At 67.4% G+C, this 15191-nt stretch carries 12 protein-coding genes; 3 read left to right on the plus strand and 9 right to left on the minus strand.

All coding sequences use genetic code 11. From position 1 onward, the window contains the following. Positions 1–250: 250 nt before the first annotated feature. Positions 251–778 (minus strand): SET domain-containing protein, encoded by a 528-nt coding sequence (locus tag A9974_RS25815; RefSeq protein ID WP_183007026.1) that lies wholly within the window; start codon positions 776–778, stop codon positions 251–253. A gap of 105 nt (positions 779–883) precedes the next feature. Between A9974_RS25815 and A9974_RS25820 the strand changes: the two genes are divergently transcribed. After that, positions 884–1804 carry a bestrophin family protein gene (locus A9974_RS25820; protein ID WP_183007027.1) on the plus strand — a complete coding sequence of 307 codons (921 nt, stop codon included), beginning with the start codon at positions 884–886 and terminating at the stop codon, positions 1802–1804. Positions 1805–1904: 100 nt separating this feature from the next. Here the strand turns inward: A9974_RS25820 and A9974_RS25825 are convergent, their stop codons facing one another. Further along, positions 1905–2375: an Lrp/AsnC family transcriptional regulator gene (locus tag A9974_RS25825; RefSeq protein WP_183007028.1), complete on the minus strand. Its 471-nt coding sequence runs from the start codon at positions 2373–2375 to the stop codon at positions 1905–1907. A gap of 93 nt (positions 2376–2468) precedes the next feature. Here A9974_RS25825 and ilvB point away from each other — a divergent pair, with 93 nt between their 5' ends. Next, entirely contained in the window at positions 2469–4289 is a 1821-nt protein-coding gene (gene ilvB / locus A9974_RS25830) for a biosynthetic-type acetolactate synthase large subunit (RefSeq protein WP_183007029.1), read from the plus strand. 172 nt (positions 4290–4461) lie between these two features. Here ilvB and A9974_RS25835 read toward each other — a convergent pair whose 3' ends face one another. The 5 genes from A9974_RS25835 to A9974_RS25855 form a co-directional block, all read right to left on the minus strand. Beyond that, positions 4462–5244: an SDR family oxidoreductase gene (locus A9974_RS25835; protein WP_183007030.1), complete on the minus strand. Its 783-nt coding sequence runs from the start codon at positions 5242–5244 to the stop codon at positions 4462–4464. Between the two features lie 13 nt (positions 5245–5257). Next, positions 5258–6112 carry an ABC transporter permease gene (locus A9974_RS25840; RefSeq protein ID WP_183007031.1) on the minus strand — a complete coding sequence of 285 codons (855 nt, stop codon included), beginning with the start codon at positions 6110–6112 and terminating at the stop codon, positions 5258–5260. Between the two features lie 6 nt (positions 6113–6118). Next, a complete protein-coding gene (locus tag A9974_RS25845; RefSeq protein WP_183007032.1) occupies positions 6119–6889 on the minus strand; it encodes an ABC transporter ATP-binding protein in 771 nt (256 codons plus the stop codon). Further along, positions 6889–7947 carry an ABC transporter substrate-binding protein gene (locus A9974_RS25850; protein WP_183007033.1) on the minus strand — a complete coding sequence of 353 codons (1059 nt, stop codon included), beginning with the start codon at positions 7945–7947 and terminating at the stop codon, positions 6889–6891. The genes A9974_RS25845 and A9974_RS25850 overlap by 1 nt, the downstream gene beginning before the upstream one ends. A 139-nt stretch (positions 7948–8086) precedes the next feature. Next, positions 8087–10735 carry a DNA topoisomerase III gene (locus A9974_RS25855; protein WP_183007034.1) on the minus strand — a complete coding sequence of 883 codons (2649 nt, stop codon included), beginning with the start codon at positions 10733–10735 and terminating at the stop codon, positions 8087–8089. 62 nt (positions 10736–10797) lie between these two features. Between A9974_RS25855 and A9974_RS25860 the strand changes: the two genes are divergently transcribed. Next, a complete protein-coding gene (locus A9974_RS25860; protein WP_183007035.1) occupies positions 10798–13422 on the plus strand; it encodes a GDYXXLXY domain-containing protein in 2625 nt (874 codons plus the stop codon). A 116-nt stretch (positions 13423–13538) separates the two neighbouring features. Here A9974_RS25860 and gluQRS read toward each other — a convergent pair whose 3' ends face one another. Together gluQRS and A9974_RS25870 are read right to left on the minus strand one after the other, a co-directional pair. After that, a complete protein-coding gene (gluQRS, locus tag A9974_RS25865) occupies positions 13539–14414 on the minus strand; it encodes a tRNA glutamyl-Q(34) synthetase GluQRS (RefSeq protein ID WP_183007036.1) in 876 nt (291 codons plus the stop codon). 108 nt (positions 14415–14522) lie between these two features. Next, a complete protein-coding gene (locus A9974_RS25870; protein WP_183007037.1) occupies positions 14523–14981 on the minus strand; it encodes a DUF494 family protein in 459 nt (152 codons plus the stop codon). Between the last annotated feature and the right edge of the window lie 210 nt (positions 14982–15191).

A 15191-nucleotide genomic window follows, 5' to 3' on the forward strand; every position in this document is an offset into this window, starting at 1 on the left:
TCTTTGCGGTTGCTGGGGCGGGTGGCGTGCTTGGCATTCTTGCCAAGGGTTGGGGGTGGGTGGAGGATTTTGCGGGGTCGCCAAAGCGACCGCGCGGGCGGTCTTCTTTGGCATTTGGGAGTCTTGCGGCGGGGCGCAGTTGCGTTAGCGGTGCGCTGTGGCCGCTGCTCGTGGCCTCGCCGGGGGGGCGCTTGGCCGTCGGGATGATGTCCTTGGGGACGGCAGCATGGTGATCTTCCCTGCCCCGGTTTTACTCCGCCGCTTGCGGCGCGGCGTCTTTCTCGGTGGCCGCCGTCTTTTTCTTTTTCTTTGGCAGGGCCAGCATGGTGCCGCGGCACGGCGGGGTGCCGCACAGGCAGCGGTAACCCTGCTTCAGGGCCTTGGTGATGCGGCCGTCCAGGACCAGGCCGTAGTCGTAGGACAGTTCGGTGCCGCGCGGGATGTCTTGCAGGGCGACGATGTAGACGCGTTTGCCGTGCTTGCCTTCCTGGGCTTCGCAGTTGGGCTCGCAGGAGTGGTTGATCCAGCGGGCGTCGTTGCCTTCGTCGCCGCCGTCGATGACGCGGCCGGAGCTCAGGGCGAAGAAGAAGGTGTGGAAGGGGTCGTCCGGGTTGGTGGGGTGGCGACGGTCGGCTTCCTTGGCGCTGATGCGGGCGCCGCCGTATTCGATGATGCGGGTGCCTGCGGGGATTTTGCGGGCGGCGAAGACGCCGTTGCCGTGCAGCTTGGAGCGGCGCACGACGTGCCAGGGCTTGATTGGGGTGTCTTCGGTGGTCATTGGCGGCGGGTGGGGCGGTGAGACGAAACAGAATTATATCGGCGCGCTCATGACACGATGACAGGCGTATAGTGAGCGCCGCCTTGTTCCTTACCGATACGCACCATGATCGTCCGTCCGCGTCCTTCCGCGCTGGCTCTGTTCTTTGTTTTGCGCGGCTCCATCATTCCCCGCATCTTCAGCCGGATCCTGGTCATCACGCTGCTGTCGTGCGTGGTGGTGTGGATGTATCACCGGCAGTGGTTTTCACCCACGCATCTGTCGGCGGTGCCGTTTTCGCTGTTCGGCCTGGCGCTGTCGGTGTTCATGGGGTTTCGCAACAACGTCTGCTATGACCGCTGGTGGGAAGCGCGCAAGCAGTGGGGCGACCTGATCGTGCAGGCCCGCAGCCTGGCGCGCGAAAGCGCGGTCCTGCTGGCAGCCAGCACGGCCAATCCGCTGCAGGAAAGGCTGGTGCGGCGCTGCATCGGGTTCGGCTATGCGCTGGCGGCGCGCTTGCGCGACCAGGACATGGTGGCGGCGGCGCAGCCCTGGGTGCAGCAGGACGAACTGGATACGCTGGCCGGCTGCCGCAATGTGCCGGACGCGCTGCTGATGGCGATCAACCGCGATCTGGCGGCGTGTTTGCGGCGCGGGGAACTGAGCGACATCCTGTACCAGGGGCTGACCCAGCGGGTGGCCCAGTGCGCGGCGATTCAGGCCGCCTGTGAACGGATCAAGTTCACGCCCTCGCCTTATGCCTATTCCCTGCTGCTGCACCGTACGGCCTGGCTGTTCTGCCTGCTGCTGCCGTTCGGGCTGGTGGGCACGCTGGAATACCTGATGCCGGTGGCGGTCACGATCATCGCCTATACGTTCTTCGGGCTGGATGCGCTGGGCGACGAGCTGGAAGATCCGTTCGGGCTCGAGGAAAACGACCTGCCGCTGTCGGCGCTGGCGCGGGTGATCGAGATCGACCTGCTGGAAGGCCTGGGTGTGCGGCCCCTGCCCGAGGCGGCCACGCCGGTCGATTTCGTACTGCGATAAGGGGCCGGCAGCCGCCCTCCCCGCTTGGGGCAACGCCAACGGCTGTCTGTCGTGCACGCCGCAACGGCGTGCCAGGGGCCATCGGCCTGATGGCGCCCGGTCAGGCAGCCGGGCCGGTCAACGGCAGCATGGTTTCCTTCAACCGGCGCAGCACGAAGCAGGATTTGCTGTGGCGGATGCCGGGGATGCGATAAAGCTGCTCACGCAGCAGCCGCTCGTAGTCGCGGGTGTCGCGCACGGCGATGCGGATGTAGTAGTCATAGTCGCCTGACACCAGGAAGGCTTCGAGCACCTCCGGGATCTGGGCCAGCGCCCGCCCGAATTCATAGAGCGTTTCTTCGCTGTGGCTTTCCAGGGTGACGTGGACGATGACGGTGTCCATGAAGCCCAGGCTGGCCGGGTCGATGTCGACCGTGTAGCCGCGGATGACGCCGGCGGCCTCCATTCTCTTGATCCGGTTCCAGCACGGCGTGGACGACAGGCCCACGGCGGCGCCGATGTCGTTCAGGCTGGCGCGGGCGTTCTCTTGCAGCACTCGCAAAATCGCCAAATCAAACTTGTCCAGGTTCATTTTCTTTGTTTCCTCCCATTCGCAGACAAATTTACTGCGTTTGACGGCAATTCGCGGAAAAGAAGATAAAAATTCTTCGGACTTCCCCCTAAGATGGATAGCATGAACGATCGCCTGCACCCCTCCGCCGTCACTGCGCTTGCCGCCCCTGCTACGCCCCCTGCGAATGGGGCCAAGATTCTGCTCGATACGCTGATTGCGCACGGCGTGGATACCGTGTTCGGCTATCCCGGCGGGGCCGTGCTGCCGCTCTACGACGCCCTGTATGCCGAGCCGCGGCTGCGCCACGTGCTGGTGCGTCACGAACAGGCGGCCGTGCACGCCGCCGAGGGCTACGCCCGCAGCACCGGCCGCACCGGCGTGGTCTTCGTGACGTCCGGCCCCGGCATGGCCAACACCACTTCCGGCCTGCTGGACGCCATGTGCGATTCGATCCCGGTGCTGTGTATCAGCGGCCAGGTCACCACGGCGGCCATCGGCACCGACGCCTTCCAGGAATGCGATGCCATCGGTATCTCGCGCTCGGTGACCAAGTGGAACACCCAGGTGCGCGCGGTGGACGACGTGGCGGCCGTGACCGCCCGAGCCTTCGAACTCACGCGCCAGGGCCGGCCCGGTCCTGTGCTGCTCGATTTTCCGAAAGACGTGCAATTGGCCGTGCCGCGCGATGCCGACGATGATTCATATGCGCCGTCGCAGCAGAAGCTGGCCGCGTTGCGCGCCCGGCGCCAGGCCGGCAAGCTTGCGGCCAAGCTGCCGCAGTCGGCCGTGCGCCGCGCCGCCGCGCTGATCGCCCAGGCCAAGCGGCCGATCTTTTACGGCGGCGGCGGGCTGGTGAACGCCGGCCCCGAGGCCTGCGCCGCCTTTACCGAGCTGGTGCGCGCCAGCGGCGCGCCCTGCACACTGACGCTGATGGGGCTGGGGGCGTTTCCGGCGTCCGATCCGCAGTTCGTCGGCATGCTGGGCATGCACGGCACGGTGGAAGCCAACCTGGCCATGCACAATGCCGATCTGGTGGTGTGCATCGGCGCGCGTTTCGACGACCGCATCACCGGCAAGCTGTCCGAATTCTGCCCGCACGCCCGCAAGATCCACATCGACATCGATCCGGCATCCATCAACAAGGTGGTGCGGGTGGACGTGGCGCTGGTGGGCGACTGCCTGCCGCTGGTGCGCGCGCTGCACGCCGAGCTGGGCGACGCGCCGCTGGACCCGGCCCGGCTGGCGCCCTGGTGGGCGCGGGTGCAGACGTGGCGCGCCCAGGACTGCCTGGGCTATACGCCCGCGGCTGACGCCATCCTGCCGCAGCACCTGATGTCGCGCCTGAACACCGCATTGGCGGACCGCGACGCGATCGTCTCCACCGATGTCGGCCAGCACCAGATGTGGGCGGCGCAGTACCTGCGTTTTGACCGGCCGAACCGCTGGCTCACGTCAGGCGGCGCCGGCACCATGGGCTACGGCGTGCCCGCCGCGATCGGCGCGCAGATCGCGCATCCCGACAAGACGGTGGTGTGCGTCAGCGGCGACGCGTCGGTGCTGATGAACATCCAGGAACTGTCCACGGCCATGCAGCACCAGGCGCCCGTTAAGGTCGTGCTGTGCAACAACGGCTACATGGGCATGGTGCGCCAGTGGCAGGAACTGATCCACGGCGGCCGCTACAGCCACAGCTACAACGCGTCGCTGCCCGATTTCGTGGCGCTGGCGCGCGCCTTCGGCTGGGGCGCGGCGCGGGTCGACGACCCGGCACAGCTGGACGCCGCGCTGGCCGAGTGCCTGGCGCATGATGGCCCGTACTTCCTGGATGTGGCGGTCGCCGCCCAGGAAAACTGCTTCCCGATGATGCCTGCCGGCCACGGCCACCAGAAAATGATGCTGGCCGAAGGCGTCTGGTACCAAGACGAGAGTTGACCCCCACGCCGAAGGTGCTAGCTCCCACGCCGCGCGCGGCTTCGCGCGCTTGCTGCCCCCCGAGGGGGCTGCCCGGCCTTCGGGCGGCCGGGCGGCTTTTCTGGCGAGCAGCTGAAAACCAATTGCTCGCGGCGTGCGGTCCTTCGGTTCGCCGTCTAATTCGGGTTGCCGTTTAGAACTGAATCGACAAGCCCCCGTCCACGACCAGCACGTGGCCGTTGACGTACGACGCGGCCTTTGAGGCCAGGAACACCGCGGCGCCCGCGATCTCTTCCGGTTCGCCCCAGCGGCCGATGGGATTGCGCGCCGCGATGCGCGGCCCGACGGCGGGGTCGGCCACCATGCCGGCATTGGTTTCGGTGGCGAAAGTGCCCGGCGCGATGGCGTTGCTGGTGATGCCGCGGCCGCCGAATTCCGCCGCCAGCGCCCGCACCAGGCCCGTCAGGCCCTGCTTGGCCGCCGGGTAGACGGCGTCGCCGGCGCGGGCCAGTTCCCCCACCACCGACGTAATGGCGATCAGGCGGCCACCGCCCTGGCGCACCATGCGTTCGGCGGCCAGCTTGGCCAGCAGGATGCCGGCCACCAGGTCGGTGTCGATCAATTCGCGGATCTCGGCCGCGCTGGTGTCGGCCAGCGTCTTGCGGTTGCGCGCGCCCACGTTATTCACCAGGATGTCCAGGCGGCCGTGTTCACGGTCGATGCGGTCGAACGCCTGCGCCATGGCCGCGTCGTCGCTCACGTCGAACGCCAGCGCATGGGCGTCCAGGCCGTCGGCGCGCAGCGCGGCCGCGGTGGTCTCGGCCGCTTGCGCGTTGCGGCCATTGATCAGCACGCGCGCGCCGCTGCCGGCCAAGGCGCGGGCGATGCACAAGCCCAGGCCGCGGGCCGAGCCGGTCACCAGCGCGACCTGGCCGCTCAGGTCGAAGTGCTGCAGATAAGGCAAAGACGTTGTCATGGTCGGGTTCCATTCATTCGCGGAACTCCGGCGCCCAATGCAGCAGCCGCCGTTCCAGCCAGGTGACGCAGTACACCAGCACGATGCCGACGATGGACAGCAGCGTGACGGCCGCGAACATGTCGGTGGCGTTCAAGGTGGCCAGCGCGGTGATCATCAAATAGCCCATGCCGGTGGTCGAGCCGACGAACTCGGCCAGCACCACGCCGATGAGCGCGAAGCTGATGGCGTTGGGCAGCGACGCAAAGGTCCAGGCCGCCGCGGTCGGAATGCGCACGCGCCACAGAATCTGGCGCGGCGAGCCGCCCAGCGTGCGGCAAAAGTCGACCAGCTCGCGCTCGACGCTGCGTCCGCCCTTGTAGGTGTTGAAGAACACCAGGAAGAACACCACGAACCACGACGTGACCACCTTGGACGCCAGGCCCAGGCCAAAGAACATGGTGATCAGCGGCACGAAGGCGATGCGCGGCATCGAGTTGAACGCCACGATGAAGGGGTTGAAGACGTCGGCCAGGAAGCGGCTGCGGCTGAGCGTCATGCCGACGATGAAGCCGCTGCCCACGCCCACTACCAGCCCCACCAGCGTGGCCTGCAGGGTCAGCCACAGGTGCGGCCAGACCGAACGCGGGCCGGGTTGCAGCCATTCCCACAACCGGACCGCCACGCGTGACGGCTGGCTGATGAAAAAGGGATCGAACAGCGTGTTCTGCGTGAACCACGGGATGCGCGTCAACGTCTCCCAAGAGCCCAGGATGAGGGCAAGGATCAGCACTTGCCACAGCGTGATGCGCAGGCGCCGCGCGGCGCTGGCGCGGCGGTCCAGCCGCAGCTGGTCCTGCAGGGTATCGGCGATAGGGGATGCGGTCATGGGAATCTACGCGGCGGCGCGGAACTGCTGGCCCAGCACGCTCCAGAGGCTTTGCACATGGGTGACGAATTGCGGCGTTTCGCGCACGGTGAAGACGTCGCGTGGATGCGGAATGCGAATGCGCTCGTCTAGCAGCACGCGGCTGGGCGGGCCGGACAGCACCACCACGCGGTCCGACAGCAGGATGGCTTCGTCCAGGTCGTGGGTGACCAGCACGACGGTCTGGCCCAGCTTGCGCCAGATCTCCATCAGCTCGCGGTGCAGGTGGGTCTTGGTGTGGGTGTCCAGGGCGCCGAAGGGTTCGTCCAGCAGCAGGATGCGCGGCTCCACCGCCAGGCTCATCAGCAGCGCCACGCGCCGCCGCATGCCGCCCGACAGCTGGTGCGGAAAGGCATCGGCGAAGTCGGTCAGGTGGCCCAGTTCAAGCAGCTCGGCGACGCGGCTGGCAATGCGGGCAGGCGGCACGCCCTGGAACTTCAGGCCCAGGGCCACGTTCTTTTTCACGCTGAACCACGGCAGCAGCGTGTCTTTCTGGAAGATGTAACCCAGCGCCGGCGGCACCTGGCCGTCGACCACCTGGCCATCGACCCGGATCTGACCGGTGGTGGGCGGCAGGAAGCCGGCAATCATGTTCAGCAGCGTGCTCTTGCCGCAGCCCGAGGGGCCGACGATGGATACGAACTCGCCCGCCGCGATCTCCAGGCTGACCTCGCCCACCGCGTGGGTCGTGCCCTGCCGGGTCTGGTAGGCCTTGCCGACGCTGTCCAGCGTGATCATCAGAGCCCCCGCGCGCGGCGCACAAAGCTCATGTCGACGCACCGGGCGTAGGGCACGGTCTTGATCTCGTCGTTCGAAAACTGGCGGCCATCGCCCATGATGGCCGTCATGCGGTCGTAGGCGTCCTGCGTGATCAGGTTGTCTTTCAGGAACACGGTTTCCTGGTACACGCCCAGCGTCTTTTCGATGGCCGCGCGCGGAAACGCGTTCAGGTAGTCGTCGTAGATGGCGTCGGCCACGACCGCGGCGCTGTGGCCCGAGATGAAATCCTGCGCCTTGACCAGCGCGGTGACGAAGGCCTGCACGGTTTCCGGGCGCTTCTGGATGGTGTCCTGCAGCGTCAACGCCGCAATACCGGGCACGTCGCCGCCCATGAACTCGTTCCACGAGCTCTCGGTGGTGGCGTCGAAGATCGGCACGCCCCAGCCTTCCTGGCGGGCCTGTTCCATCATCGACATGGTGGCCATGCTGGCCGACACCGAGCCGGTCTTGAGCGCGCCCAGCATGGTCGCCAGGTCACCCAGGGGGCGGATGTCGACCTTGTCGGCCACGCCGGCCTTCTGCATCAGGTACAGCGCCATCAGCCAGGTGCTGGACTGCGGCTGGGTGGCGCCCACGCGCTTGCCGGCCAGGTCCTTGAGCGACTTGATCTTGCCGCTGTCGAAGTCCTCGCGGCGCACGATGACATTGGCGTAGGTGAGCTTGCGGTCAAAGCCGAATACCAGCGTGGCGGGCTTGCCGGCCAGCGTCAACGCGGGGGCGGCCGTGGCGGCGGTGGCGCCGAACGCGATCTGGCCGGCCGCCAGCAGCTGGTTGGTGCGCGGGCCGCTTTGCGAATTCAGATATTCGACTTCCAGGCCGGCGTCGCCGAAGTAGCCTTTCTTGAGCGCAACGTAGCCCGCGGCAAAGAACGGGTCGATGCTGCCCTGGCCGTAGACGACGCGGCCCAGCTTGGGCTGGGCGAAGGCCACGCGGCCATCGAGCAGGCTGAAGCCGGCAAGCGCGCCGGCAGCGGCCAGCACACGGCGGCGGGTAGTGAATTGGGGGCGGGTGCTCATGTCATCCTCGGCGTTGATTGGGTTACCGCTGTTTGGCGACAACAATACCGCAGCGGTTCCGGTCCAACAATGGAAAACGCCCGGTCGCCCGGGCGTTTCCGTGGTGCCGCGCACGACAGGCGCGGCGTCCGTCGCGGCGTTAGGCCGCGGTCTTCTTGGGCGCGGCTTTCTTCACCGCTTTCTTGGCGGCCGTTTTGGTGGCCGTCTTGGTTGCGGTCTTTGTTGCGGTCTTCTTGACGGCCGCCTTCTTGGCCGGCGCCTTCTTGGCAGCGGTCTTGGTGGCCGTCTTGGTCGCCGTCTTCGTTGCCGTCTTGCTCGGGGCGCGGCCGGGTTTCTCCGGACGCGGCTCGAACTCGAAGCCGATCTTGCCGTCAGGCTGGCGCACCAGGAAAGCCTTGAACTTGCGGTTGGTGCGGCTGGAAACAAAGCCGTCCAGCAGGTCGGTGCGGCCGTTGGTCAGCAGCTTTTCCATCTGCTCGCGCGAGATTTCCTGCTGCAGGATGACCTTGCCCGAGCGGAAGTCGCAGGTCTTTTCCGGGCCGACCGACTTCTCGCAGACGTAGCTCATGCCGTGCTCGAACACCCGCGACTGGCACTTGGGGCAACTGCCCACCGGCGTGTGGCCGGAGAAGTCCACCGCTTCGTTGTCGTCCTCGTCGCTTTGGCCGAAGTCGAATTCCAGCTTGTACTCGTCGCTGATGCGCAGGATGGCGGCGAATGGCCGGCCCATCTTGCTGATGAAGCCTTGCAGCGGGCCGATTTCGCGCTTGGCCAGCAGTTCCTCGACTTCCGGAATTTCGAACGTGCGCCCGCCCGGGTGCTTGCCGATCGAGAAGTCGCAGTTCGTGCAGGCGTAGCGGCGGTAGTTTTCCTTGACCACGTTGCCGCACTTGGGGCACGGCGTCTGCAGCGTGGCGTAGTCGCCGGGCACCGTGTCGCGCTCGTATTCCTTGGCGCGCTTGACGATGACCTGGGTCATCTGGGCGATCTCGCGCATGAAGGCCTGGCGGTCCAGCGCGCCCTGCTCGATCTGCTTGAGCTTGTGTTCCCATTCGCCGGTCAGTTCGGGCGAGGTCAGTTCGGACACGTCCAGGCCGGACAGCAGCGTCATCAGCTGGCGCGCCTTGGCGGTGGGCACCAGGTCGCGGCCTTCGCGGCGCAGGTAGACCTCGTTGAGCAGGCCTTCGATGATGGCCGCGCGGGTGGCCGGCGTGCCCAGGCCGCGCTCGGACATGGCCTCGCGCAATTCTTCGTCGTCCACCAGCTTGCCGGCGCCTTCCATGGCCGACAGCAGCGTGCCTTCGTTAAAGCGCGCCGGCGGCTTGGTGGTCAGGCCCACGGCTTCGACGTCCTCGGTGCGGACGGTTTCTCCGTCGCCCACCGGCACCAGGTTGGCGTCTTCGCCCTGGGCTTCCTTGCCGTAGACGGCCAGCCAGCCCGGATTGACCAGTACCTTGCCGTCCGTGCGGAAGCGGTGGCCCTGCACTTCGGTCAGGCGGGTGGTGACGCGGTATTCGGCCGCCGGGAAGAACACCGCCAGGAAGCGCTTGAGCACCAGGTCGTACAGCTTGGCCTCGGCTTCGCTCAGGTCATGCGGGATCTGCAGCGTGGGGATGATGGCAAAGTGATCCGACACCTTCTTGTTGTCGAAGATGCGGCGGTTCGGCTTGACCCAGTGCTGGCTGACCACGGTTTCGGCGTGGCGCGACAGGCCGCCCACGGCGTTCGAGCCGCCCTTGGCCAGCGCCCGCATCGTTTCCTGCACCGTGGCGATGTAGTCCTCGGGCAGGTAGCGCGAATCGGTACGCGGGTAGGTCAGCGCCTTGTGGCGTTCGTACAGGGTCTGGGCCAGCGCCAGGGTGGTCTTGGCCGAAAAGCCGAAGCGGCCGTTGGCCTCGCGCTGCAGCGACGTCAGGTCGTACAGGGCCGGCGACATCTGGGTCGACGGCTTGGATTCCTCGGTGACATTGCCCGGCTGGTCGCGGCAGGCGGCCACCACGCTCTGGGCGGCGGCTTGCGACCACAGGCGCGATTCGCGTTTTTCGGGGTCGCGGTCGTCTTTCTTGAATTCCGGGTCGATCCAGCGGCCTTCGTACAGGCCGGCGGCCGCGACGAAGGTGGCGCGCACTTCCCAATAGTCGCGCGGCACGAAACGGCGGATGCGCTCTTCGCGCTCGGCCACGATCGCCAGCGTGGGGGTCTGCACCCGGCCCACGGGGGTCTTGAAGAAGCCGCCGTCCTTGCTGTTGAAGGCGGTCATGGCGCGCGTGCCGTTGATGCCCACCAGCCAGTCGGCCTCGGCGCGCGAGCGCGCGGCGGCCTCCAGCGGCTTGAGCTGGCTGTCGTCGCGCAGGTTGGCGAAGGCCTCGCGGATGGCGGCCTGCGTCATGGATTGCAGCCACAGGCGCTGGATGGGCTTGTTCACCCCCGCGTACTGAATGATGTAGCGGAAGATCAGTTCGCCCTCGCGCCCCGCGTCACAGGCGTTGATGATGGCATCGACGTCCTTGCGCTTGGCCAGGCGGACCAGCAGTTTCAGGCGTTCGGCCGACTTCTTGTCGGTCGGGCCCAGTTCGAATTCGGGCGGAATCACGGGCAGGTGCGTGAAGCTCCACTTTCCCTTGACCGGATCATTGGGCGCCACCAAGCTCAGCAGATGGCCTATGCTGGACGCGAGTACGTAACGTTCGCTTTCAAAATAGTCGCCCTCGCGCGCAAAGCCTCCCAAGGCGCGTGATATATCAAGGGCCACCGAGGGCTTCTCGGCAATAATCAGCGTTTTATTCATGTGTATCCAGTGGCGGTAGTCCCGCCTTAGTAGCGCGGATAATAAGATCGGAGATTCGCCAGATGCAAGTCGGCACTGAAAGACAAGCGGGATCCGAACTGCACGCTTGGCGTCAATTCCTGGCGCGAAGCACGCTGTGGCTAGGCGTTTTGCTGCTCGGCAGCGCCGCGGTTTGCTGGGTCGCGGCCAACTGGCAAGACATGACAAAAGTGCAGCGCTTTGCGGGCGTGCAGGGCCTTTTGGCTCTCAGCGCGCTGGCCGCGGCCTGGGCCGGACTGCGTCTGCGCGGTACCCCTGGCGTGCGCCGCAGCATTCCCGGCGCGCTGCTGGCCCTAGCCGGCATATTGCTGGGCGCCTTGCTCGCGTTATTAGGCCAAACTTACCAGACTGGCGCCGATACCTGGGAATTGTTCGCCTGGTGGGCGGTCCTGCTGCTGCCCTGGGCGCTGGCCGCCGCCAGTCAGGCCGTCTGGCTGCTGTGGGCGCTGGTGATGAACGTGGCGCTGGTCCTGTGGCTGGGCGAACGCGCCTTCACTTGGTGGTTGATCCTGGGCGGGCCGGGCCTGGCCAGCCTGTTCATCGCCGCCCTGAACCTGCTGATGTTGCTGGGCTGGGAAATCGCCGCCCGCCGCTGGCGCGCCAGCACGCTCATCGGTCCGCGCGTCCTGGCCGCGCTGACAATCAGCGTGCTGGTCATGTCGCTGATGTCCGACGCCTTCATCGGCCGCAGCGCAGGCGTCACCAGTGGCATCGCCTGGCTGGCCGTCACCCTGGGCCTGGGCTTTTACTACCAGCGGGGCCGGCGCGACCTGGTCATCCTGGCCATGCTGGCCGCTGGCGTCATCTGCGTGTCGCTGCGGGTAGTGGGCGAATGGCTGCTGCGTCTTGAACCCGGCGTCTGGGCGGCCCTGCCCCTGGCGGCGCTGCTGATGGCTGAAGCCGTCTGGGCCGCGCGCTGGCTGCGCGGACTGGCCCAGCCGCCGCAAGTGGCGGCCGCGCCCGCCGATTCCGAGCCGGCCGTCGCCTCGGCCGGCATTGCGGTCGACCCCGCCGAGGCGGGCGAGCCCGTCGCCCAAGTCGCGCCGCCCGCGGTGCCGCATACCGAACCGCCCTGGTACGTGCAGTGCCTGCTGGGCCTGAGCGCCTGGCTGGCGACGTTGTTGCTGCTGGTGTTCGTGGCGTTCTCCGGCGTGATCAATTCAGAGGAAGGCGCGCTGATCGCCGGGCTGGTGCTGTGCGCCGCCGGCGTGGCGGTGCTGCGCAGCGACGCCGGGCCGTTCTGGCGCCAGTGCGGCACGGCCATGGCCTTCGCCGGGCAGATCCTCATCATCTACGGCATGTCCAGCTCGACCTCGTTTGCCAATGCCTGCCTGTTCGTGATGTTGCTGGCCACGGCCGTCTACGTGCTGGGGCCGGACGTGATCCTGCGCTTTCTCAGCGGCCTGCTCATCGCCATGGCCGGCGCCGGCCTGATCTGGCGCACCCTGGCGCCGGACCTGATGCGCCGCGACATGCTGGACGCCCTGCTGGACTTCGACATGGCGCATGCCGCCTTCGTCTGGCTGCCCATCGCCGTCACTGGCGCCTGGGCCACCGCGGTGCTCCTGACGGTGGCCCATCGCCTGGGCGGCAAGCGCAGCCACACGCTGCAGCCGCTGGCCTGGGCGTTCCTGCTGTCGGTGCAGGGCATGGTCTGGCTGGCCAGCGGCCTGGCGATCCAGCAACTGCCGGTCATGTGGCAACTGAATCCGCAGACCGCGGTGCTGGTGTGCGCGGGGGCGCTGCTGCCCGCCGCGGCGGCCCTGGCGGTGCTGTGGCCCCGGCGCCATGTGCTCACGGCCGGCGTCACCTGGGGCGTGCCCATTGCCCTCTTGCTGCTGGCCCTGTTCTGGCTGCCCAGCCCGGGCGTGGCCTTCGCGTTGGCCTGGCTGCTGCTGGGCTTTGGCATGAACCAGCCGCGGGTGGCGTTGTTCGGCGTGCTCAGCCTGCTGGCGTACCTGGGTATCTATTATTACCAGCTGGATGTGCCGCTTCTGCAAAAAGCCCTGTGGCTGGGCGGCGCCGCCGTGCTGCTGTTCGTGCTGCGGGTGCTGGTGTGGCTGGTGCCGCGGCTGATGCGCACCCAGGCGCCGTCGCGGCGGGTGCCCTTGCCGCCCGTGTCCGGCGCCCTGCGCTGGCGCACCCTGGCCATCCTGGGCGGCCTGGCGCTGGTGCTGGTGGTGGCCAACGGCGGCATCTGGCAGCGCGAAAAGCTGCTGGCCACCGGCAAGGTGGTGATCCTGGAGCTGGCGCCGGTCGACCCCCGTTCTTTGATGCAGGGCGACTACATGGCGCTCAATTTCGCCGCCGGCCGTGAAGTCACCCGCCTGCGCCTGGGCGGCGATCGCAAGGACGACGACTCGGTGATGGGCTTCGAACCCGACGGCTACGTGATGCTGACGGTCGATGCGCGCGGCGTGGGGCAGCCGGTGCGGATCCAGCCCGACGCGAAGCCGCATTCCGAGGCCGAAGTGCCGCTGCGCTACCGCGTCCGTGACAACAGCGTGCGCATCGTCACCAACGCCTATTTCTTCCCGGAAGGCCAGGCCAAGCGCTACGAGGTCGCCAAGTTCGGCGAGCTGCGCGTGGCCGACAATGGCGAGGCGTTGCTGGTGCGCATGCTGGGCGAAGATCTGCAACCGCTATGACGAGCGGGCCGCGGCGACGCGGCCGCTTGGGCGCAAACCCAGCCGGGCGGCGGCGACCGCGCCTAGTCTGGCGACCGATTACTGGCCTGCGCGGGGCTCCTTTAGTGTTAACAGGCCTAGGGAAAGCGCGCCGCCCAGCGCGCCGTCGCCTCGCCCAGGAAGGCCTCGACGCCATCAGCCGCCAGGGGCGCAAAACCCAAGGCGTGCCAGGCGGCCTGTAACGACGCCAGGGGCGCGTGGGTATCGATGGCCGGGGCGCCATTCTGCTTGGATAGTTTCAGGCCGCTGGCGGGATCCAGGATCAGCGGCACATGCAGATAGCGCACCGGGGGCAGGTCCAGCAGCCGGCCCAGCACCCGCTGGCGCGCCGTCGAACTGAGCAGGTCGGCGCCGCGCACCACGTCGGTGACGCCCTGGAACCCGTCGTCCACCACCACGGCCAGCTGATAGGCCCACAGGCCGTCCGCGCGCTTCAAGGCGATATCGCCTACGGCCTGGGCCACGTCCTGCTCTTGCGGCCCCAGCCAGCGGTCTTCAAAGCGTTCCAGCCCATCGGGTATCACCAGGCGCCAGGCCCGGGCCTGGCGGCCGGGCGGCAAGCCATGGCGGCAGGTGCCGGGATAGGGGCGTTCACCATCCGCGCCGGGGGCGGCCTGGCCGCGTAACGCCGAATCGGCGATTTCGCGCCGGGTGCAGCCGCAGCCGTAGACCAGCCCGCGCGCCGCCAGCGCATCGAAGGCCGCTTGGTAGGCCTGGCCACGCTGCGATTGCCAGATGACCTCGCCGTCCCAATAAAGGCCCAGGGCCCGCAATTGCGCCATGATGATGTCGGCCGCGCCGGGCATCGTGCGTGGCGTGTCCACGTCTTCGATGCGCAGCAGCCAGCGGCCGCCGTGCGCGCGCGCATCCAGCCAGCTGGCCAGGGCGGCCACGAGCGACCCCGCGTGCAGCGGGCCGCTGGGGCTGGGGGCGAAGCGGCCGGTGTAGGTCACGGTGCGGCGGACGGGGTAACGGGGTTACGGCGGGGGCAAGGCATGACGGCGCCGCGCGCGGATGCACGCAACGCCGTCGGCGAGCAGGTCCTGGCGGGGAGCGGCGCCTTAGTGCAGCAGGCGCACGCCGTCTTCGTCGAGCAGCTCTTCCAGGACCAGATTGTCGATCTCGGCTTCCTGGCTCCAGAGAACCATGAGGGCGATGATCTTGATCTTGTCCAGCGGCACCGGGCTTTCCGGTGACGCCAGGCCCCGGTCGATAACGATTTCGCGCAGCGGCGCGGGCAGCACGCCAGCCGATTCCAGGAAGGCGATGAAGCCGATGGATTCGGTGCCGAGCTGCTGGTATTCGTTATCGGTGTAGATCCGGGTGCCGGTGGTAGGCGCCGTGGCGAGATCGACGCAACGTTCGGTGGTTTCGGCCAAGCCGTATAGCCACCCGAGCGCATCATCGATGTCTTCGTGCTCGAACCCGGCAGCGGCTAGCCGTTTGGCCAGCACGTCAGCGGCAGGACAGGCTTGCGGCGTGTAGTAATTCTCGAACAGATAAACCAGGATATCGAACATATGGCGCAGTTTTGTGCCTGTTTGCACAGTCGGCCCGCATATCGGCAGACCAGCAAACATGAATTTTACTTTACGCTGATTTATTTAGCCGGGCAACCGGCGAAAAGGCGGAATGACGCGGGCCGTCGCCGGCCCGCTACAGTCACACATTCTGCGCCCCGATGCTGACAAAATTAGCGATTCCCCTACGCCAGGGGCAGCCTTTAAGGG

It is taken from the genome of Achromobacter sp. UMC71 (assembly GCF_014170305.1).
In the GTDB taxonomy this organism is placed as follows: Bacteria; Pseudomonadota; Gammaproteobacteria; order Burkholderiales; family Burkholderiaceae_B; genus Achromobacter.

What these genes read in the sequence shown, in the direction of transcription:
- A9974_RS25815 (WP_183007026.1), bottom strand. Translation starts at nt 778, where the DNA reads ATGACCACCGAAGACACCCCAATCAAGCCCTGGCACGTCGTGCGCCGC.
- A9974_RS25820 (WP_183007027.1), top strand. Translation starts at nt 884, where the DNA reads ATGATCGTCCGTCCGCGTCCTTCCGCGCTGGCTCTGTTCTTTGTTTTG.
- A9974_RS25825 (WP_183007028.1), bottom strand. Translation starts at nt 2,375, where the DNA reads ATGAACCTGGACAAGTTTGATTTGGCGATTTTGCGAGTGCTGCAAGAG.
- ilvB (WP_183007029.1), top strand. Translation starts at nt 2,469, where the DNA reads ATGGATAGCATGAACGATCGCCTGCACCCCTCCGCCGTCACTGCGCTT.
- A9974_RS25835 (WP_183007030.1), bottom strand. Translation starts at nt 5,244, where the DNA reads ATGACAACGTCTTTGCCTTATCTGCAGCACTTCGACCTGAGCGGCCAG.
- A9974_RS25840 (WP_183007031.1), bottom strand. Translation starts at nt 6,112, where the DNA reads ATGACCGCATCCCCTATCGCCGATACCCTGCAGGACCAGCTGCGGCTG.
- A9974_RS25845 (WP_183007032.1), bottom strand. Translation starts at nt 6,889, where the DNA reads ATGATCACGCTGGACAGCGTCGGCAAGGCCTACCAGACCCGGCAGGGC.
- A9974_RS25850 (WP_183007033.1), bottom strand. Translation starts at nt 7,947, where the DNA reads ATGAGCACCCGCCCCCAATTCACTACCCGCCGCCGTGTGCTGGCCGCT.
- A9974_RS25855 (WP_183007034.1), bottom strand. Translation starts at nt 10,735, where the DNA reads ATGAATAAAACGCTGATTATTGCCGAGAAGCCCTCGGTGGCCCTTGAT.
- A9974_RS25860 (WP_183007035.1), top strand. Translation starts at nt 10,798, where the DNA reads ATGCAAGTCGGCACTGAAAGACAAGCGGGATCCGAACTGCACGCTTGG.
- A9974_RS25870 (WP_183007037.1), bottom strand. Translation starts at nt 14,981, where the DNA reads ATGTTCGATATCCTGGTTTATCTGTTCGAGAATTACTACACGCCGCAA.